Origin of the sequence: Citrobacter sp. Ca225 (assembly GCF_030337175.1) — a bacterium.
Taxonomy (GTDB): Bacteria; Pseudomonadota; Gammaproteobacteria; order Enterobacterales; family Enterobacteriaceae; genus Citrobacter_A; species Citrobacter_A amalonaticus.
Map to the genome: position 1 here is coordinate 230,855 of NZ_JAOWCD010000099.1, position 18,876 is coordinate 249,730.

17 protein-coding genes are annotated in these 18,876 nt (G+C 55.1%); 8 read left to right on the forward strand and 9 right to left on the reverse strand.

Going from position 1 to position 18,876, the window contains the following annotated elements:
* Positions 1-2: 2 nt before the first annotated feature.
* Genes OGW13_RS19850 through OGW13_RS19875 form a run of 6 tightly spaced genes read left to right on the forward strand, consistent with a single transcriptional unit; the run spans position 3 to position 4,862 of the window.
* Complete coding sequence (locus tag OGW13_RS19850) at positions 3-809, forward strand: DeoR/GlpR family DNA-binding transcription regulator (protein WP_042285318.1); 807 nt, start codon at positions 3-5, stop codon at positions 807-809.
* The gene (locus OGW13_RS19855; RefSeq protein ID WP_054176154.1) at positions 790-1,566 is read left to right on the forward strand and encodes a hydroxypyruvate isomerase family protein; all 777 of its coding nucleotides are present in this window, start codon (positions 790-792) and stop codon (positions 1,564-1,566) included. The genes OGW13_RS19850 and OGW13_RS19855 overlap by 20 nt, the downstream gene beginning before the upstream one ends.
* Positions 1,567-1,602: 36 nt before the next feature.
* The gene (locus OGW13_RS19860) at positions 1,603-2,412 is read left to right on the forward strand and encodes a beta-keto acid cleavage family enzyme (RefSeq protein WP_200118497.1); all 810 of its coding nucleotides are present in this window, start codon (positions 1,603-1,605) and stop codon (positions 2,410-2,412) included.
* A 24-nt stretch (positions 2,413-2,436) separates the two neighbouring features.
* On the forward strand, positions 2,437-3,783 hold the full coding sequence (locus OGW13_RS19865; protein ID WP_043001362.1) for a bile acid:sodium symporter family protein: 1,347 nt from the start codon (positions 2,437-2,439) through the stop codon (positions 3,781-3,783).
* Between the two features lie 6 nt (positions 3,784-3,789).
* Positions 3,790-4,209, forward strand: a complete 420-nt coding sequence (locus tag OGW13_RS19870) for a GlcG/HbpS family heme-binding protein (protein ID WP_109740014.1) — start codon at positions 3,790-3,792, stop codon at positions 4,207-4,209.
* A complete protein-coding gene (locus tag OGW13_RS19875; RefSeq protein WP_044266333.1) occupies positions 4,206-4,862 on the forward strand; it encodes an aspartate/glutamate racemase family protein in 657 nt (218 codons plus the stop codon). Before OGW13_RS19870 ends, OGW13_RS19875 begins: the two co-directional genes overlap by 4 nt.
* A 166-nt stretch (positions 4,863-5,028) precedes the next feature.
* Here the strand turns inward: OGW13_RS19875 and sucD are convergent, their stop codons facing one another.
* The 8 genes from sucD to sdhC all read right to left on the reverse strand — a co-directional run bounded on the left by sucD (position 5,029) and on the right by sdhC (position 14,874).
* Entirely contained in the window at positions 5,029-5,898 is an 870-nt protein-coding gene (gene sucD, locus OGW13_RS19880; protein WP_054176151.1) for a succinate--CoA ligase subunit alpha, read from the reverse strand.
* Positions 5,898-7,064 carry an ADP-forming succinate--CoA ligase subunit beta gene (gene sucC / locus OGW13_RS19885; protein WP_042320639.1) on the reverse strand — a complete coding sequence of 389 codons (1,167 nt, stop codon included), beginning with the start codon at positions 7,062-7,064 and terminating at the stop codon, positions 5,898-5,900. Before sucC ends, sucD begins: the two co-directional genes overlap by 1 nt.
* Before the next feature lie 115 nt (positions 7,065-7,179).
* Positions 7,180-8,400, reverse strand: a complete 1,221-nt coding sequence (odhB, locus tag OGW13_RS19890) for a 2-oxoglutarate dehydrogenase complex dihydrolipoyllysine-residue succinyltransferase (RefSeq protein ID WP_044256556.1) — start codon at positions 8,398-8,400, stop codon at positions 7,180-7,182.
* A 14-nt stretch (positions 8,401-8,414) separates the two neighbouring features.
* A complete protein-coding gene (sucA, locus tag OGW13_RS19895; RefSeq protein WP_044256558.1) occupies positions 8,415-11,216 on the reverse strand; it encodes a 2-oxoglutarate dehydrogenase E1 component in 2,802 nt (933 codons plus the stop codon).
* A 414-nt stretch (positions 11,217-11,630) separates the two neighbouring features.
* Complete coding sequence (sdhB, locus tag OGW13_RS19900; protein ID WP_043001368.1) at positions 11,631-12,347, reverse strand: succinate dehydrogenase iron-sulfur subunit SdhB; 717 nt, start codon at positions 12,345-12,347, stop codon at positions 11,631-11,633.
* 15 nt (positions 12,348-12,362) lie between these two features.
* Positions 12,363-14,129 (reverse strand): succinate dehydrogenase flavoprotein subunit, encoded by a 1,767-nt coding sequence (gene sdhA, locus OGW13_RS19905; RefSeq protein WP_043001369.1) that lies wholly within the window; start codon positions 14,127-14,129, stop codon positions 12,363-12,365.
* Positions 14,129-14,476 carry a succinate dehydrogenase membrane anchor subunit gene (gene sdhD, locus OGW13_RS19910; RefSeq protein WP_043001370.1) on the reverse strand — a complete coding sequence of 116 codons (348 nt, stop codon included), beginning with the start codon at positions 14,474-14,476 and terminating at the stop codon, positions 14,129-14,131. Before sdhD ends, sdhA begins: the two co-directional genes overlap by 1 nt.
* A complete protein-coding gene (gene sdhC, locus OGW13_RS19915) occupies positions 14,470-14,874 on the reverse strand; it encodes a succinate dehydrogenase cytochrome b556 subunit (RefSeq protein WP_043001371.1) in 405 nt (134 codons plus the stop codon). Before sdhC ends, sdhD begins: the two co-directional genes overlap by 7 nt.
* A gap of 694 nt (positions 14,875-15,568) precedes the next feature.
* On the opposite strand from sdhC, the gene OGW13_RS19920 reads away from it, so the two are divergent.
* Together OGW13_RS19920 and OGW13_RS19925 are read left to right on the forward strand one after the other, a co-directional pair.
* Positions 15,569-16,852, forward strand: a complete 1,284-nt coding sequence (locus tag OGW13_RS19920) for a citrate synthase (RefSeq protein WP_043001372.1) — start codon at positions 15,569-15,571, stop codon at positions 16,850-16,852.
* 186 nt (positions 16,853-17,038) lie between these two features.
* Positions 17,039-18,085 (forward strand): AbrB family transcriptional regulator, encoded by a 1,047-nt coding sequence (locus tag OGW13_RS19925; protein WP_044266336.1) that lies wholly within the window; start codon positions 17,039-17,041, stop codon positions 18,083-18,085.
* Here the strand turns inward: OGW13_RS19925 and nei are convergent.
* On the reverse strand, positions 18,082-18,873 hold the full coding sequence (gene nei, locus OGW13_RS19930) for an endonuclease VIII (RefSeq protein WP_054176149.1): 792 nt from the start codon (positions 18,871-18,873) through the stop codon (positions 18,082-18,084). The genes OGW13_RS19925 and nei overlap by 4 nt on opposite strands.
* Between the last annotated feature and the right edge of the window lie 3 nt (positions 18,874-18,876).

Genomic DNA, 18,876 nt, shown 5'->3' on the forward strand with positions numbered 1-18,876 from the left:
GGATGATCCCCGAACAACGACGTGATTTTATCTACCGCTACGTGCATGAAAAAAACGTCGCCTCGTTTAATGAGCTGGCGGATCTGATGAGCGTGTCGCACATGACCGTGCGCCGCGATATTCAGTTGCTGGAAGAAGAAGGCAAAGTCATCTCGATCAATGGCGGGGTGAAACTCAACAATCTGCTGAAATCGGAGCTGCCGTGGCGGGAAAAGGCCGAGCTGCATCATGACGTGAAGCGACGGATGGGGCAACTAGCCGCGATGTTGATAGAACCAGGGCAAACGCTGTATCTCGATGCGGGAACGTCGTTGTTTGAAGTGGCGAAAGCCGTCGCCGCCAGCCACTGCTTCAACCTGACGGTGGTGACGAACGATTTTTCCATCAGCCACTACCTGATGGATATGCCGCACATCACGCTGTATCACACCGGCGGACTGGTGGATCAGCGCAACCGCTCATGCCTTGGGAAAAGCGCCGCCAGTTTTCTGCGCACGATCAATATAGACGTGGCGTTTCTCAGTTCGTCCTCGTGGGATACCGAACGTGGAATGTCGACCCCCAGCGAAGGCAAAGCCTCGGTGAAAGAGGCCGTGCTCACCGTCTCCCGCCGTCGGGTGCTGGTCTGCGACAGCAGTAAATTTGGCAAATACGGGATGTTCCACATCTGCTCGCTGGATCAACTGACCGACATTATTTCGGATAACCGGTTACCCGACGTAGCGCAGGACACCATTGCCAGCCAGGGCGTGAAACTGCACCTGGTGGATTGCCGGGAGGGAACGCATCATGCTGAAGTTAGCGGCTAACCTTGACTGGCTGTTTTGCGAACGTCCCATTGCGGAGCGCTTTCAGGCCGCAAAGGCGGCGGGTTTTCACGGCGTTGAAGGGCTGTTTCTCTGGCAGCATCCGCTGGATGTGCTGCTGGCGGCGCAACGGGAAACCGGTCTGCCGGTGGCGCTGATGAATGCGCCAGCGGGTCACTGGCAGGCCGGTGAACGCGGACTGGCCTCCCTGCCAGGCTGTGACGAGGAGTATCATCGCAGTCTGCTGATTGCCCGCGATTACGCCACGGCACTGGGCTGTCGCAAGGTGCACGTCATGGCCGGATTGCGCGTGGCCGGACTTTCCGCTAACGCCCAGTATGAGCAATTAACCGACCGACTGCGTATCGCCTGTGACGTCATGGTTGGGGCCGATATCGACGTGTTGATTGAACCGTTAAACCCGGACGATATGCCTGGTTATTTTGTTGATAGCTTTCCACTGGCTGAACGTCTTATTCGCGAAGTGAACAGAAAAAATATCGGCTTACAGTTTGATATTTACCACTGCCAAAAAATACACGGTAATGTTACACATCTTATTGAACATTATTTACCGATCATTAAACACTTTCAGATTGCTTCTGTACCCGGCCGCCATGAACCGGGAACGGGAGAATTAAATGAAACATGGCTTTTTGAATTTATTAAGCAGACAGGTTATCAGGGCTGGATAGGTTGTGAATATAAACCGTCAACACCAGGGCCCGAATCGTTACGCTGGATGACACCGTACTTATAATTTTAATATCTCTGTACCGGAAAACCGGAGGAACACATGTCGGATACTGTTATTATTTCGCTGGCACCCGTTGCCGCGGATTGCCCCAGAGTTATACCTGAAGAACTGGCGCAGGAAATACTGGCCAGCGTCGAACAGGGTGCAGCCATCGTGCATTTACACGTTCGCGATAAACAAGGTCGTCTGACGCCGGACACCACCGATTTTCAGGCGACAATTGACCACGTCATGCGCCATTCCGACCTGATTATTCAGGCCTCAACCGGTGGCGTCTCCACCATGTCGATTGCCGAGCGCTGCGCGCCTCTGGACTGTCCCGGCGTCGAAATGGCGTCGCTGAACGTCGGCTCTGTTAACCTCGGCGATGCCGTGTACGTTAATCCCGGACCGGACGTTGAATATTGTTCGCAACAAATAACCCAACGTTCCATTATTCCTGAATTTGAAGTTTTCGAAATTGGCATGATTAATAACATTCTGGCGCTGGAAGAAAAAATATCGTTCAAGAAACCGATGTTATTCAATATTGTCCTCGGACACCGTGGAAGTTCACCCGCGACGGTTGATGCGTTAATTGCCTTGCGCAGTATGATCCCTCGCGACGCCTTATGGGGAATTACCCATTTTGGCCGCAAGAATTTCGATATTATTGCGGCAGCGGTCGGCATGGGTGCCAGTGAAGTGAGAATTGGTTTTGAAGATAGCTATTATTTAAGCGCCAAAGAGAAAGCTCAGCATAATTATCAGCAGGTTGCCAAACTCGCCACGCTTATTCGCAGTATGGATAAAAAGGTCGCCACGCCGGATATTGCGCGGCAAATGTTAGCTATTCCACCACGGCAGTAATAGCGAGAGAAAGGACATTTCACCATGACTATCACAACCGTTATTCACAAAACCGGACTGGGCGTCTGCATCGCCGGTGGCGCCCTGGCGGCAATTGGCGCGCTGATGCAGTCTCCCGCCCTCTGGCAGCCGGGGCTGGTGATGCTGACGACAGGCTTCGCGGCAGGTGCGGGCTACTGGACAAATCTTCGCAGCTACCAGTTTACCCTGTGGATCATTGCCGGCTTTGTCGCGGCGATGACCTGGTCAACCGATCTAATCGTCTGGGGCGGATTCAACATCACCCATAAATGGATCGTCTTTTTAGTGATCCAGGCGACCATGTTCAGTATGGGCACCAAACTCACGATTCAGGACTTTATCGACGTCGCTAAAATGCCCTGGGCGGTGTTTATCGGCACCTTCTGTCATTTCGTCATCATGCCTCTGCTCGGCCTGAGCATCACGCTGATCTTTGACTTTCCGCCGGAAGTGGCGGTAGGCATTCTGCTGATTGGTTCCTGTCCCAGTGGGCTCTCCTCCACCGTCATGGTGTATATCGCCAACGCCAACCTGGCGCTGGCGGTCTCGATCGCCGCCGTCTCGACGCTGGCGGCGACGGTCATGACCCCGCTGTGGGTGAATCTGCTGGCGGGTTCAATGATCGACATCCAGCTCACGGCGATGGTGATGGACGTCGTGAAAATCGTGTTGATCCCGATTGGCGCGGCGATTTTACATGACTACCTGAAAACCTATGCCGGCGTGCAGGGGCGTCGTACCGTGCAAACGCTGGCCGGGATCAGCGCCATCTGGCTGCTGTATATGCTTACCGGCGGCTGGGACACGCTGTTTGGTAGCGCCAGCGCCGACGCGCAAATGTATGCGGTGGTGCTGAACTTTGTGGCTGGCGGGATCATCTGGGCGCTGTTCTATAACTGGCTGTATGGACGCGTGGCCGGCGTTAAGAAGATCATGCCGACCATTTCGATGATGGGCATCATTTTCTTCACCACTACGGCAGCGGCAGCCGGGCGCGACAACCTGGTTCAGGTCGGCTTCCTGCTCTGCTTCGCCATGCTGATGCACAACCTCGGCGGCTTCCTGATTGGCTATCTGATGAGCCGCTGGATCTTCCGCATGGATGTTCAGTCCGCCCGGACGGTAGCCTTCGAAGTCGGACTGCAAAACGGCGGGATGGCATCAGGTCTTGCCGCCGCGATGGGAAAACTGGCCACCGTTGGTCTCGCCTCTGCGGTCATGACGCCGCTTGGCAACGTCAGCGGCTCGCTGCTGGCTAACTACTGGCGCAAAAAGGATGCCCGACAGGCGCAGGCCCAGAGCGAGAGTTCGCCTGCTCAGCCGGTATCAGAACCTCTGTCAAAAGGATAACTCACCATGATGACTTTAACCCTGCAACAGGCACGACGCGCGGTAGACTGCGCGCTCGATCTCGCCGACACCCGTTATGCGCAACGTCCGCTCAGCGTGGCGGTGTGCGACGCTCACGGCGAGTTACTGAGCTTTGCCCGTATGGATAACGCCAAACTGTTGACCATTGAGCTGACGCAGCGCAAAGCACGCACCAGCAGCCGTTTAGGTTGCACCACTCAGGCGTTTTTGCAACGTCTGCAAAATGAGTCACTGGATATCAGCTACTTTGCTGACCCACGTTTTACCGCGCTGCCCGGTGGCGTGCCGATTCTACACAACGGTAAATGCCTGGGGGCCGTTGCGGTTGGTGGACTGTCCGCCCAGGAAGATCACGATGCGGCTATGGCCGTTGCCGAATGTTTGCTCAAGGAGTTCGCAGAATGAAAAAGATCGCTATGCTTCACACCAGTTCCGCCACGCTCGCCATGATGCAGCAACTGATCGGCGACATCATGCCAGAAGCGGACGTGATGCACCTGGTCGAAGAGTCGATGATTAAGCAGGTGATGAAGGCCGGAGGCGTGACGCCGAACATTGCGGCACGCATTGCCGACTACGTCCACATAGCCGAAAAAGCGGATTGCGAGATTTTCATCACCGCCTGTTCGTCCATTGGCACGGCGGTTGAACAGTGTCAGTTTATGACACCGCTGCAGCTTGCCCGTATCGACTGCGCGATGGTGGAACAAGCCATTAGCCTGGGTGAGAACATTGCCGTGCTGGCCACCGTCGCCACCACGATGAAACCGACGCTGGAGTATGTGCAACGCAAAGTACAGGCCAGTGGTAAGCAATGCACCGTGACGCCGATATTGATGGAAGAGGCCTTCCATGCTCTGCTGGCGGGCGATATGGAAACCCACGATCGCATCGTCAGCGAAGGATTGCACAGCGCGTATAAACAGGCTGATGTGGTTATGCTGGCGCAAGCGTCGATGGCGCGCGTTCTGCAGCAGCTTCCGTCGCCGCCCGTCCCGGTGATGACCTCTCCGGAAAGCGGCATCCGCTGGCTGAAAACGCTGGCGGAAAGCGCATAACCTGGCAAGTCAACACTCCCCCCTAGGCCGGATAAGCGCCAGCGCCATCCGGCAAACAGACAGGCAAAAAAAAAGGCCATCATCAGATGGCCAACCATGTCGAAAATGGACCAGCCCTTTCCCCTGCATCACGGGTAAATGCAGGGGTTGGGCTGTTTTATTGCTTTTACTTAATGACGGCTTTCAGCGCTTCGCCGATATCGGCCAGGCTGCGAACAGTTTTCACACCAGCGGCTTCCAGCGCTGCGAATTTCTCATCCGCAGTCCCTTTACCACCGGCGATAATGGCGCCCGCGTGACCCATACGTTTGCCTTTCGGCGCGGTCACACCGGCAATGTAGCCAACAACCGGTTTGGTCACGTGATCTTTGATGTAGGCCGCCGCTTCTTCTTCCGCGCTACCGCCGATCTCACCGATCATCACGATCGCTTCGGTCTGCGGATCTTCCTGGAACAGTTTCAGGATGTCGATGAAGTTAGAGCCCGGGATCGGGTCGCCGCCGATGCCCACACAGCTGGACTGGCCGAAACCGTAGTCGGTGGTCTGCTTAACCGCTTCATAGGTCAGCGTACCGGAACGCGAGACGATACCCACTTTACCCGGCTTATGAATGTGACCGGGCATGATGCCGATTTTGCATTCGCCCGGGGTGATAACACCCGGACAGTTCGGGCCGATCATGCGTACACCGGCTTCATCCAGTTTCACCTTCACGGTCAGCATATCCAGCGTCGGGATGCCTTCGGTGATAGTGATGATGAGCTTAATGCCTGCGTCGATGGCTTCCAGAATGGAGTCTTTGCAGAACGGTGCCGGCACGTAGATAACGGACGCGGTGGCGCCCGTCGCTTCTACGGCTTCACGCACGGTGTTAAACACCGGCAGGCCCAGGTGCGTGGTGCCGCCTTTGCCTGGCGTTACGCCGCCAACCATCTGCGTACCGTAGGCAATTGCCTGTTCGGAGTGGAATGTCCCCTGGCTACCGGTGAAGCCCTGGCAGATAACCTTGGTATCTTTATTAATTAAAACTGACATTATTTCCCCTCCACTGCGGCAACAACCTGCTGAGCTGCATCCGTCAGACTTTTCGCTGCAATAATATTCAGGCCGCTGTCAGCCAGTTTCTTCGCGCCGAGTTCGGCGTTGTTACCTTCCAGACGAACCACCACCGGAACGTTAACGCCCACTTCCGCTACCGCGCCGATAATGCCGTCAGCAATCAGATCGCAACGCACGATACCGCCGAAGATGTTAACCAGAACCGCTTTAACGTTGTCGTCAGAGAGGATAATTTTGAACGCTTCGGTGACGCGCTCTTTGGTGGCGCCGCCGCCCACGTCAAGGAAGTTAGCCGGTTCGCCGCCGTGCAGTTTCACGATGTCCATGGTGCCCATCGCCAGACCTGCGCCGTTAACCATGCAGCCGATGTTGCCATCCAGCGCGACGTAGTTCAGTTCCCACTGTGCTGCCTGCGCTTCACGCGGGTCTTCCTGAGACTGATCGCGCATTTCGCGCAGATCCGGCTGGCGGAACAGCGCGTTGCCGTCAGCGCCCAGTTTGCCGTCGAGGCAGATCAGGTCACCCTGTTTGGTGATAACCAGCGGGTTGATTTCGATCAGCGCCAGGTCGCGCTCAAGGAAAATGGTCGCCAGGCCCATGAAGATCTTAGTAAACTGCTGAACCAGTTTGCCTTCCAGACCCAGTTTGAACGCCAGCTCGCGTCCCTGATACGGCATTGGGCCGGTCAGCGGATCAAGCGCCACTTTGTGGATCAGGTGCGGGGTTTCTTCCGCCACTTTTTCAATTTCAACGCCGCCTTCGGTGGAGGCCATGAAGACCACACGACGGGAGCTACGGTCAACGACCGCACCCAGATACAGCTCTTTATCAATATCGGTCGCCGCTTCAACCAGAATCTGGTTGACCGGTTGACCGTTGGCGTCTGTTTGATAGGTCACCAGACGTTTGCCCAGCCAGTGCTCAGCAAACGCGCGAATCTCTTCTTTGCTTTTTACAACTTTCACACCGCCCGCTTTACCGCGGCCACCTGCGTGAACCTGACATTTTACTACCCACGGACCCGCACCGATTTTCGATGCCGCTTCTTCAGCTTCACGCGGAGTAGTACAGGCATAACCCACCGGCGCCGGTAAGCCATAGCGGGCAAAAAGTTGTTTTGCCTGATATTCATGTAAGTTCATGTGTTCTGTCCATCCTTCAGGTAATCGTTATCTTTAAACCCGTAGACCGGCGTGGTGCTTGTGCCGGATGGCGCTACGCTCATCCGGCCTACGAGGCAGGTGATACTCTTGTTTACTACACGTCCAGCAGCAGACGAGTCGGATCTTCCAGCAGTTCTTTGATCGCCACCAGGAAGCCCACGGATTCGCGACCATCGATCAGACGGTGATCGTAGGACAGCGCCAGGTACATCATCGGCAGGATTTCGACCTTGCCATCTACCGCCATCGGACGATCTTTAATCGCGTGCATGCCGAGGATCGCACTCTGCGGCGGGTTGATGATCGGCGTGGACATCAGCGAACCGAACACACCACCGTTGGTGATGGTGAAGTTACCGCCCGTCAGATCTTCCACCGTCAGCTTGCCGTCACGACCTTTGATAGCCAGCGTCTTGATGTTTTTCTCGATGTCAGCCATACCCAGCGTATCGACGTCGCGCAGGACCGGGGTCACCAGACCGCGCGGCGTGGATACCGCCATGCTCACGTCGAAGTAGTTGTGATACACCACGTCGTCGCCATCGATAGAGGCGTTCACTTCCGGATAGCGTTTCAGCGCTTCTACTACCGCCTTCACGTAGAAGGACATGAAGCCCAGACGGATACCGTGACGTTTTTCAAACGCTTCACCGTACTGCTTACGCAGATCCATGATGGGCTTCATGTTCACTTCGTTGAAGGTCGTCAGCATGGCAGTGGAGTTTTTCGCTTCCAGCAGACGCTCGGCCACGCGTTTGCGCAGACGGGTCATCGGTACGCGTTTTTCGCTACGTGCCCCCAGCGCTGGCTGTGCAGCAGGGGCTTCTGCCGGTGCTTTGGCCTCGGCTTTCGCCGGGGCTTTCGCCAGATGCTTATCCACATCTTCACGAGTGATACGTCCGCCCACACCGGTGCCTTTGATCGCACTGGCGTCGAGGTTGTGCTCAGCCAACAGGCGACGGATCGCCGGGCTCAGCGCATCGTTATTTTGCTCTTCCAGAGAAGCCTGTTGACGCTGCGCCGGGGTAGACGCTTTTTCTTCAGACTTCGCGCTGGTTTCTTTACCCGCGCTATTGCCTTCACGCAGGCGACCGAGGATCTGGCGGGAGGTCACGGTGGTGCCTTCGTCTTCCAGAACCGCATCCAGAATGCCGTCCGCTGATGCCGGTACTTCCAGTACCACTTTGTCAGTTTCGATTTCTACCAGCACTTCGTCACGAACCACCGCATCACCCGGTTTTTTGTGCCAGGTGGCAACAGTCGCGTCCGCTACGGACTCAGGCAGGTCGGGAACAAGAATATCTACGCTACTCATTTTGTATCCTTTAATTAATCGACGTTCAGCGCGTCATTGACCAGATCTTGTTGCTGTTTCTGGTGAACGGACATATACCCTACCGCCGGAGAGGCGGAGGCCGGGCGACCTGCATAACGCAGAGCGGCCCCAAATGGAATCACTTCACGGAAATGATGCTGGCTGCAGTACCATGCGCCCTGGTTGAGCGGCTCTTCCTGGCACCAGACAAAGTCATGTACGTGAGCGTACTGTTTCAATACGTCCTGCATCGCCTGATGCGGGAACGGATAAAGCTGTTCGATGCGCACAATGGCGACATCTTGCTGATTGTTCTTGCGACGCTGTTCCAGCAGGTCGTAATAAACCTTACCAGAACACATCACCACACGCTTCACGCCTTTCGGATCGAGGTCATCGACTTCACCGATGGCAGGCAGGAAGGTGCCGTTCGCCAGCTCATCCAGGCTGGAGACCGCCAGCGGATGGCGCAGCAGCGATTTCGGCGACATGACCACCAGCGGACGACGCATCCCGCGCAGCGCCTGACGACGCAGCATGTGATACACCTGAGCCGGAGTAGACGGTACGCACACCTGCATGTTCTGCTCAGCGCAAAGTTGCAGATAACGCTCCAGACGCGCGGAGGAGTGCTCCGGACCCTGCCCTTCATAACCGTGCGGCAGCAGCATCACCAGGCCACACATCCGGCCCCATTTCTGTTCGCCAGAGGAGATGAACTGGTCGATAACCACCTGCGCGCCGTTGGCGAAGTCACCGAACTGCGCTTCCCAGATGGTCAGGGTGCGCGGTTCCGCTGTGGCATAGCCATATTCGAAGGCCAGTACCGCTTCTTCAGACAACACGGAGTCCCAGACGCGGAAGCTGCCCTGCCCGTTGTGGACATGCTGCAGAGGAGTCCAGGTCGACCCGTTGGTCTGGTTGTGGATCACCGCGTGGCGATGGAAGAAGGTGCCGCGACCGGAGTCTTCACCGGACAGGCGAATCGGGATCCCTTCGTCAACCAGCGTAGCGTAAGCCAGCGTTTCTGCGCCGCCCCAGTCGAACGGTTTTTCCCCGTTCGCCATCAGCTGGCGGTCGCCGTAGATTTTGGCCACACGAGACTGCATCTCAACGGTTTCAGGCACCGTACTGATGCGTTTCGCCAGTTCCTGAAGGCGCTTCATTTCAACCTTGTTCGGGTACGCTTCATCCCACTCGTGGTTGAGGTACGGCGACCAGGTAAAGGAGTGCATATTCATCGGACGCCACTCTTTCACCACGCATTCGCCCGCGTCCAGCGCGTCGCGATACAGGTTGACCATTTCGGTAGCATCTTCCAGCGTCGCGACGTTATCCGCTTCCAGCTTATCCGCATAGATTTTGCGCGGGGTCGGATGCTTTTTGATTTTCTGATACATCAGCGGCTGGGTTGCGCTCGGCTCGTCGGCTTCGTTGTGGCCGTGACGGCGGTAGCACACCAGGTCGATGAAGACATCGCGTTTGAAGGTGTTGCGGAAATCCAGCGCCAGACGAGTGACGAAAGCGACCGCTTCCGGATCGTCCGCATTCACGTGGAAAATCGGTGCCTGTACCATTTTACCGATATCGGTGCAGTACGGGGTGGAACGTGCATCCAGCGGGTTAGAAGTGGTGAAGCCCACCTGGTTGTTGATCACGATGCGAACGGTACCGCCCACTTCGTAACCCCGCGCTTTCGACATGTTCAGGGTTTCCTGAACCACGCCCTGCCCGGTTACCGCAGCGTCGCCGTGGATGGTGATCGGCAGCACTTTGTTGCTGCTTGGTTCATCCAGACGATCCAGACGAGCGCGAACGGAACCGATCACCACCGGGCTGACGATTTCCAGGTGCGACGGGTTAAACGCCAGCGCGAGGTGAACCAGGCCACCTTCGGTTTCGATATCCGATGAGAAGCCCATGTGGTACTTCACGTCACCGGTGCCGAGATGTTCTTTATGTTTACCCGCAAATTCGTCGAACAGATCCTGCGGTTTCTTACCCAGTACGTTGACCAGGACGTTCAGACGACCACGGTGCGCCATACCCAGCACCACTTCACGGGTACCGCTGTTACCGGCATGGCGGATCATCTCTTTGAGCATCGGGATTAACGCATCACCGCCTTCCAGCGAGAAGCGTTTCGCGCCAGGGAATTTGGCGCCCAGATAACGTTCCAGACCTTCGGCTGCGGTGAGTTCACTCAGGAAGCGTTTTTTCTCTTCGCTGCTGAATGCCGCGCGACCGGATTCGATGCGCTGTTGCAGCCAGCGTTTCTCTTCGGTGCTGGTGATGTGCATGTACTCAGCACCAATCGGGCCGCAGTACGTTTGTTTGAGTGCGGAAAGCAGCTCGCCCAGCTTCATCGTCTCTTTGCCGCCGGCAAAAGAACCTACGTTAAAGCTTTCCTGGAAGTCGGCCTCTGTCAGATCGTGGAAGGACGGATCCAGATCGGCAACAGTGTCTTGCTGCCACAGTCCCAGCGGATCGAGATTCGCATGCTGGTGACCACGGAAGCGATAAGCGTTGATGAGCTGCAGGACTTTAACCTGCTTCACATTGGTGTCAGGGTCGGAAATCGAAGAAGAGTAACGTGAGGCATCCTTCGCCAGACGACGGAAATAATCACGCGTTTTTGAATGGAATTGATCCGGTTTGACTCCGGTGCCAGGTAACTGCTGGAACGTCGAACGCCAGTTAGCGTCTACCGAGTCAGGATCGGTTAAGAAGTCTTCATAGAGCTGTTCTATCCAGCTCTGGTTTGCGCCAGAGAGGTAAGAAGAGTCCAACCAGGCTTTCAAAGCGCTGTTCTGCATCGTGATCCCTTAAGCATTTGTATGCTTACTTCGCCGTGGATACTACCACGCATACGTCGTATGCGTGCCGGGGTTCACTTGTTACGGACTGTCGTGTGATCTGCGTCCGCTAAGGAACCTTTAAAAACTGTCTAATAATCGTCGTTGTTCAGGCTGCGACTGTGTTGCAACCGTCCCTCACCCGGTCACATAGTGAACTATGCTCCCGGCGATTCGTTCCGTTCGCGCCTTGTCTCGCGCTGAACATCTCGATTATTGCTATCAATGTGGCAGTTTTTAGAGGTTTCCTGCACTAATTTGCCTGATGGCGACCCCGTAGGCCTGATAAGCGAAGCGCCATCAGGCAACATGTGCCGGATGGCGACGTAAACGTCTTATCCGGCCTACAGGATTGCCACCGCAGGCAATGTCTACTTACGCACTGCGTTGCAACAGCATCGACTTAATATGGCCGATGGCGCGCGTCGGGTTCAGCCCCTTAGGACATACACTGACGCAGTTCATGATGCTGTGACAGCGGAATACGCTGAATGCATCGCTTATCCCTTCCAGGCGGCTGTCCGTCTCGGTATCACGGCTGTCGATCAGGAAGCGATAGGCCGCTAACAGACCCGCCGGACCGATAAACTTATCCGGATTCCACCAGAAGGATGGGCAAGACGTTGAGCAGCAGGCGCACAGAATGCATTCATACAGCCCATCGAGTTTTTCCCGCTGCTCTGGCATCTGTAAATGCTCACGAGCCGGAGGATTTTGCCCATTATTCAATAAGTAAGGCTTAATCTTCTCATATTGTGCATAGAATTGCCCCATGTCTACTACCAAATCGCGGATCACCGGCAAACCAGGCAGCGGACGGATAACAATTTTCTTACCGGGCTGAACCAGCGCTGATACCGGCGTGATGCAGGCCAGACCGTTCTTCCCGTTCATGTTCAGACCATCTGAACCACACACGCCTTCACGGCAGGAGCGGCGGAAAGAGAGACTGGGGTCTTTCTCTTTGAGCTGCATCAACGCATCCAGCAGCATCATGTCACGCCCTTCTTCGCCTTCCAGGGTGTAATCCTGCATGCGCGGAGCGTCATCAACATCCGGGTTATAGCGATAAATTGAAAACTCGAGTTTCATTGTCCTGTCTCCGCATTAGTATGTACGAATCTTCGGCGGGAATGCCGGGCGCAGTTTCGGTTCCATGTTGACTTCACGTCGGGTCATGGATTCCGTCTCTGGCAGATACAGGGAATGGCACAGCCAGTTTTCATCATCACGCTCCGGGAAGTCGAAGCGGCTATGCGCGCCACGGCTCTCGGTACGGAAGTTGGCGGATACTGCGGTGGCATAGGCAGTTTCCATCAGGTTATCCAGCTCCAGACACTCTACGCGCTGGGTGTTGAATTCGCTGGAGGTGTCGTCCAGACGGGCATTTTTCAACCGCTCGCGGATGGCTTTCAGCTCTTCAAGCCCTTTTGCCATCGCATCGCCTTCCCGGAAGACCGAGAAGTTATGCTGCATACATTCCTGCAGCGCTTTGCGAATCACCACCGGATCTTCACCATCACGGTTATTGTTCCAGCGGTTCAGACGCGCCAGGGACGCGTCGATTTCGTCTTCTGTGGCATCGCGCAGTTCACCCTGCTCAGCGATAGATTCCTGCAGATGCAGACCGGCCGCACGACCAAAGACCACCAGATCCAGCAGCGAGTTACCGCCCAGACGGTTAGCGCCGTGTACCGATACGCAGGCGATTTCACCCACCGCAAACAGCCCCGGAACCACCACGTCTTCACCCTGCTCGTTCACCGTCAATGCCTGACCGGTCACTTTGGTCGGAATACCGCCCATCATGTAGTGACAGGTTGGGATAACCGGAATCGGCTCTTTCACCGGGTCAACGTGTGCAAACGTACGGGACAATTCCAGAATGCCCGGCAGACGGGATTCGAGGACGTCTTTACCCAGATGGTCAAGTTTCAGTTTAGCGTGCGGACCCCAAGGACCATCGCAGCCACGACCTTCACGGATTTCGATCATGATGGAACGCGCCACCACGTCACGGCCCGCCAGGTCTTTCGCATTCGGCGCATAACGCTCCATAAAGCGCTCACCGTGTTTATTCAGCAGGTAACCGCCCTCACCGCGGCAGCCTTCTGTTACCAGCACGCCCGCACCGGCAATCCCGGTTGGGTGGAACTGCCACATTTCCATATCCTGAACCGGAACACCGGCACGGATTGCCATCCCCACGCCGTCGCCGGTGTTGATGTGCGCGTTAGTGGTGGACTGATAAATGCGGCCTGCGCCGCCGGTGGCCAGCACGGTTGCACGGGCTTTGAAGTAAACCACTTCACCGGTTTCGATGCACAGTGCGGTACAACCGACCACTGCGCCATCGGCGTTTTTGACCAGATCCAGCGCATACCACTCGGAGAAAATGGTGGTGTGGTTTTTCAGGTTCTGTTGATACAGCGTATGCAGCAGTGCGTGACCGGTACGGTCAGCTGCCGCTGCGGTGCGTGCCGCCTGCTCACCGCCGAAGTTTTTCGACTGGCCGCCAAACGGACGCTGATAGATACGACCGTCGTCGAGACGGGAGAACGGCAGCCCCATATGTTCCAGTTCCAGAATCGCTTCCGGACCGGTTTTACACATATATTCGATAGCGTCCTGGTCACCGATGTAGTCCGACCCTTTCACGGTGTCGTACATGTGCCATTCCCAGTTATCTTCATGGGTATTACCGAGCGCGACGGTGATGCCACCCTGCGCGGAAACGGTATGGGAACGGGTTGGGAACACTTTGGACAGCAACGCACAGGTCTGTCCGCTTTGGGAAATTTGCAGCGCCGCACGCATACCTGCGCCGCCTGCGCCAATAACTACAGCATCAAATTCTCTGACTGGCAGTTTCATTACACACCCCACACCACAACAAATCCATAAATCACGTAAACCACCAGTGCAACGACGATAGCCAGTTGCAGCGACAACCGAATTGCCAGTGGTTTAACGTAGTCGGTCAACACCTGCCACATGCCGATCCAGGCATGAATCAAGATGGAGAAGAGTGCCAGCAGGGTGAAGACTTTGGTGAAAGCCGATGAGAAGAAACCGGTCCAGACTTCCCAGGTCAGTTCGCCGCTTGTGGCGAAGAAACCCACCATATAGATGATGTATAACGTCAGAACGATAGCGGTAGCACGGACCAGGATGAAGTCATGTACGCCATTGCGTCCTAGTGCGGAGGCGTTGCTTACCATACGAGGACTCCTGCGAGAAGTGAAAGCACGACAGTGATAACAAAAGAGATTTTGGCTGAGCGTTTACCCGCTTCGAATGTTTCTTCCAGATAGCCAAAATCCATCATCATGTGACGAACACCGACCACGACGTGATACGCCAGCGCGGTAAGGATGCCCCACATAATAAATTTAACAAAAAAGCTACCCATGATGGCGGATGCCTGCTGGAATCCTTCAGGGGAAGAGAGGCTGGTGCCCAGTAACCACAACAGGATCCCGACCGCCACAAAGGTGATCACTCCGGAAACGCGATGGAGAATGGACGCTATCGCCGTGATTGGGAACCGGATCGTTTGCAGATCCAGATTGACAGGTCTTTGTTTTTTCACATTTCTTATCATGAATAACGCCCACATGCTGTTCTTATTATTCCCTTTGGACTTCGGGTACAGAGAGTGAATCACCTGTAGCCTGAAAGACGACGGGATTTCCTTCCTCCGGTCTGCGTGCGGGTCAGACAGCGTCCTTTCTATAACTGCGCGTCATGTAAAACACTGCTTCCAGTTGCTAAAACGACACGTTACAACGCTGGGTGGCTCGGGATTGCAGGGGTTTCCGGAGACCTGGCGGCAGTATAGGACGTTCACAAAATCATTACAATTAACCTACATATAGTTTGTCGGGTTTTATCCCGAACAGTGACATAGGTCACGATAACAACATTTATTTAATTTTTAATCATCTGATTTGACAATCATTAAACAAAGTTGTTACAAACAACACCAGAAAAGGCATATAATGCGTAAAAGTTATGGGGTCACTCTTTAACCTGCAAATAAGTTATGTAACAGTAGGAAGATATTGACCGATCCCTTCAGTACAGTTAATAGTGATAGACAGGTTGAATAATTCGGATTGCTAAGTTGTTGATTTGTTGCTAATTCACCATGAGTTAACTGATTTACCTGCAAGCGCCCATTGCTCTGTACCCTGGTTTCTCCTCTATCCAGAGCGGCGAGCCGAATAACAAACTGGTAACGGTTGATTGATGTATCGATGGCAAATCTCACCTGAGTAGTCTTAAGCAATAAGGCGCTAAGGAGACCGTAAATGGCTGACACAAAAGCAAAAATCACCCTAAATGGTGATACGGCTATTGAACTGGATGTGCTGAAGGGCACGCTAGGTCAAGATGTTATTGATATTCGTAGCCTGGGTTCGAAGGGGATGTTTACTTTTGACCCTGGTTTCACCTCTACTGCATCCTGCGAATCCAAAATTACGTTCATCGACGGCGATGAAGGCATTTTGTTGCATCGCGGCTTCCCGATCGATCAGTTAGCCACCGAGTCTAACTATCTGGAAGTGTGTTACATCCTGCTGAACGGCGAAAAACCGACGCAGGCAGAGTACGACGCATTCAGAACCACCGTGACTCGCCATACCATGATCCATGAGCAAATCACCCGTCTGTTCCACGCTTTCCGTCGCGATTCACATCCGATGGCGGTCATGTGCGGGATCACCGGTGCGCTCGCCGCGTTCTATCACGACTCTCTGGATGTTAACAATCCGCGCCACCGCGAAATCGCCGCATTCCGCCTGCTGTCCAAAATGCCGACAATGGCGGCGATGTGTTACAAATATTCTATCGGCCAGCCGTTTGTTTATCCGCGTAACGACCTCTCCTACGCCGGTAACTTCCTGAACATGATGTTCTCCACGCCGTGTGAAACCTATGAAGTGAACCCGGTACTGGAACGCGCAATGGACCGTATCCTGATCCTGCATGCCGACCATGAACAGAACGCCTCCACCTCAACGGTACGTACTGCTGGCTCGTCTGGCGCGAACCCGTTTGCCTGTATTGCTGCGGGTATTGCATCCCTGTGGGGACCGGCGCACGGTGGCGCGAACGAAGCGGCGCTGAAGATGCTGGAAGAAATCAGCTCGGTTAAACATATTCCGGAATTCGTTCGTCGTGCGAAAGACAAGAATGACTCTTTCCGCCTGATGGGCTTCGGTCACCGTGTTTACAAAAACTACGATCCGCGTGCCACCGTGATGCGTGAGACCTGCCACGAAGTGCTGAAAGAGCTGGGTACCAAAGATGACCTGCTGGAAGTGGCGATGGAGCTGGAACACATCGCGCTGAACGACCCGTATTTCATTGAGAAGAAACTTTACCCGAACGTCGACTTCTACTCCGGTATCATCCTGAAAGCGATGGGTATCCCGTCTTCCATGTTCACCGTGATCTTCGCCATGGCGCGTACCGTCGGCTGGATTGCGCACTGGAGCGAAATGCATACCGATGGCATGAAAATCGCGCGCCCACGTCAGCTGTACACCGGCTACGAAAAACGCGATTTTAAATCTGACCTTAAGCATTAATCGTCAGACTGCCGGATGGTGACGCGACTGCGTCTTATCCGGCCTACGGTTGTCAATTCGTAGGCCGGATAAGTATTAGCGCCATCCGGCAACTTCCCTACCTTTTCTTGACCCTCGCTATATTAATCTTCTCCGCCCTTCTCTATGATTTACGGATAGTTTGTTCATTTCTTCCGGGAGCACAGGATGCCAGTTCTGCAGTGGGGCTTGTTGTTTTTGCTGTCACTCCTTCTGTCCCTGCTCTTTCTCAGCATTCATCTTCCGGCGGCGTTACTGCTCGGCCCGATGATCACCGGTATTCTGTTTAGTCTTCGCGGTATCTCACTAAAGCTTCCTCGCTGTACGTTCCTCGGCGCGCAAGCCATTCTTGGCTGTATGATCGCGCAGAATTTGTCAGGCTCATTATTAACGACGCTGGCGGCAAACTGGGTAGTAGTGCTGGCAGTTCTGCTGGTGACGCTGCTCTCCAGTACGGTCGTTGGCTGGTTACTGGTTCGCTACAGTTCACTCCCTGGCAATACCGGCGCGTGGGGCTCATCTCCCGGCGGTGCGGCGGCAATGGTCGCGATGGCGCAAGACTACGGCGCCGATATCCGCCTGGTTGCCTTTATGCAATATCTGCGGGTACTGTTTGTTGCTGGCGCAGCGGTGCTGGTGACGCGGTTTATCATGGGCGAAAGCGCAGAAGCCGTCAGCCAGCAGATTGAGTGGTTCCCGCCGCTAAGCGGCAATCTGTTCACGACGCTGCTGTTAGCGGCGGTTGCCAGCGTTGTCGGTCGGGTGCTGCGCATTCCCTCCGGTACCATGCTGGTGCCGATGCTGGTAGGCGCCTTGCTGCACGCAAGCGGCGTGATGGTGATTGAACTGCCGGAATGGCTGCTGGCGATAGCGTATATGCTTATTGGCTGGCAGATTGGTCTCGGATTCGACAAGCAGGTCTTCTTTATGGCGCTGCGACCGTTGCCGCAAATCCTGCTCTCTATCTTCGCCCTGCTTGCCATTTGCGCAGCAATGGCCTGGGGAATGACCCACTATATGCAGATTGATTTTTTAACCGCCTATCTCGCCACCAGCCCCGGCGGGCTTGATACGGTTGCAGTCATTGCCGCCGGCAGTCACGCCGACATGTCGCTGATCATGGCGATGCAAACCCTGCGGCTGTTCAGTATTCTTCTCACTGGCCCTGCCATCGCCCGTTTTATTTCAGCCAAAGCGCCGCGACAAGCGCATTAATGCTGGCAATGTGGACACCAGTAGAACGGCCGTGAGGAGAGCGTGGTTTTCTCGATGATCCCGCCACAACGTTCGCAAGGTTCACCGTCGCGGTGAAACACCTTAAAGCGAAACAGCGCGCCATGATGCTTATTTTCATCGACCTGCCCACGCGTGGTGTAGGACAAGCGCGGAATATCCAGCAGCGCATGCGCTAACGCCGTCAACTGCGCATCGCTGAGATCGCGCGCTTTATGCTGACCGGTTATCCCCACCTGCCAGAGGATCTCCACCCGCAGATAGTTTCCCAGCCCAGCGAGAAAAGCCTGATCCAGCAACAGTCCGGAAAACTGGCGGTTGCGAAAACGCGGCGAGAGTAACCGGGCTTTCACCGCATCAGGGGTCAGACGCGGGTCCAGCACGTCCGGCCCAACCCGTTGCAGGAAGGGATGGGTAGTGAGCTGTTCCGGCGTCAACATCTCAATGTCAGACGCGCTATAAAGCAGAATGGTTTTATCCGCGGTTTGCAGTTTAACGCGCAGAATACGGGTGGTGTGCGGCATGTCGCCACTGTCCACCACGTGCCAGACGCCATACAGCTGATTATGGCTGTAGAGCGTCAGACCCGCGGAAAAATGGGTCAGCAACGCTTTGCCGCGCGTCTCCATCGCCGTGACGGTCTGCCCCACCAGTGTGGATTGATACGGTTTTAACTGCGCAAAGGCAAACCAGACATCCGTCAGGGGTTTGCCTTTGATCGCCGCCTCCAGGCTATCCGCCGCGCGGCGGATCTCCGGGCCTTCAGGCATGGT

What these genes read in the sequence shown, in the direction of transcription:
- OGW13_RS19850 (WP_042285318.1), top strand. Translation starts at nt 3, where the DNA reads ATGATCCCCGAACAACGACGTGATTTTATCTACCGCTACGTGCATGAA.
- OGW13_RS19855 (WP_054176154.1), top strand. Translation starts at nt 790, where the DNA reads ATGCTGAAGTTAGCGGCTAACCTTGACTGGCTGTTTTGCGAACGTCCC.
- OGW13_RS19860 (WP_200118497.1), top strand. Translation starts at nt 1,603, where the DNA reads ATGTCGGATACTGTTATTATTTCGCTGGCACCCGTTGCCGCGGATTGC.
- OGW13_RS19865 (WP_043001362.1), top strand. Translation starts at nt 2,437, where the DNA reads ATGACTATCACAACCGTTATTCACAAAACCGGACTGGGCGTCTGCATC.
- OGW13_RS19870 (WP_109740014.1), top strand. Translation starts at nt 3,790, where the DNA reads ATGATGACTTTAACCCTGCAACAGGCACGACGCGCGGTAGACTGCGCG.
- OGW13_RS19875 (WP_044266333.1), top strand. Translation starts at nt 4,206, where the DNA reads ATGAAAAAGATCGCTATGCTTCACACCAGTTCCGCCACGCTCGCCATG.
- sucD (WP_054176151.1), bottom strand. Translation starts at nt 5,898, where the DNA reads ATGTCAGTTTTAATTAATAAAGATACCAAGGTTATCTGCCAGGGCTTC.
- sucC (WP_042320639.1), bottom strand. Translation starts at nt 7,064, where the DNA reads ATGAACTTACATGAATATCAGGCAAAACAACTTTTTGCCCGCTATGGC.
- odhB (WP_044256556.1), bottom strand. Translation starts at nt 8,400, where the DNA reads ATGAGTAGCGTAGATATTCTTGTTCCCGACCTGCCTGAGTCCGTAGCG.
- sucA (WP_044256558.1), bottom strand. Translation starts at nt 11,216, where the DNA reads ATGCAGAACAGCGCTTTGAAAGCCTGGTTGGACTCTTCTTACCTCTCT.
- sdhB (WP_043001368.1), bottom strand. Translation starts at nt 12,347, where the DNA reads ATGAAACTCGAGTTTTCAATTTATCGCTATAACCCGGATGTTGATGAC.
- sdhA (WP_043001369.1), bottom strand. Translation starts at nt 14,129, where the DNA reads ATGAAACTGCCAGTCAGAGAATTTGATGCTGTAGTTATTGGCGCAGGC.
- sdhD (WP_043001370.1), bottom strand. Translation starts at nt 14,476, where the DNA reads ATGGTAAGCAACGCCTCCGCACTAGGACGCAATGGCGTACATGACTTC.
- sdhC (WP_043001371.1), bottom strand. Translation starts at nt 14,874, where the DNA reads ATGTGGGCGTTATTCATGATAAGAAATGTGAAAAAACAAAGACCTGTC.
- OGW13_RS19920 (WP_043001372.1), top strand. Translation starts at nt 15,569, where the DNA reads ATGGCTGACACAAAAGCAAAAATCACCCTAAATGGTGATACGGCTATT.
- OGW13_RS19925 (WP_044266336.1), top strand. Translation starts at nt 17,039, where the DNA reads ATGCCAGTTCTGCAGTGGGGCTTGTTGTTTTTGCTGTCACTCCTTCTG.
- nei (WP_054176149.1), bottom strand. Translation starts at nt 18,873, where the DNA reads ATGCCTGAAGGCCCGGAGATCCGCCGCGCGGCGGATAGCCTGGAGGCG.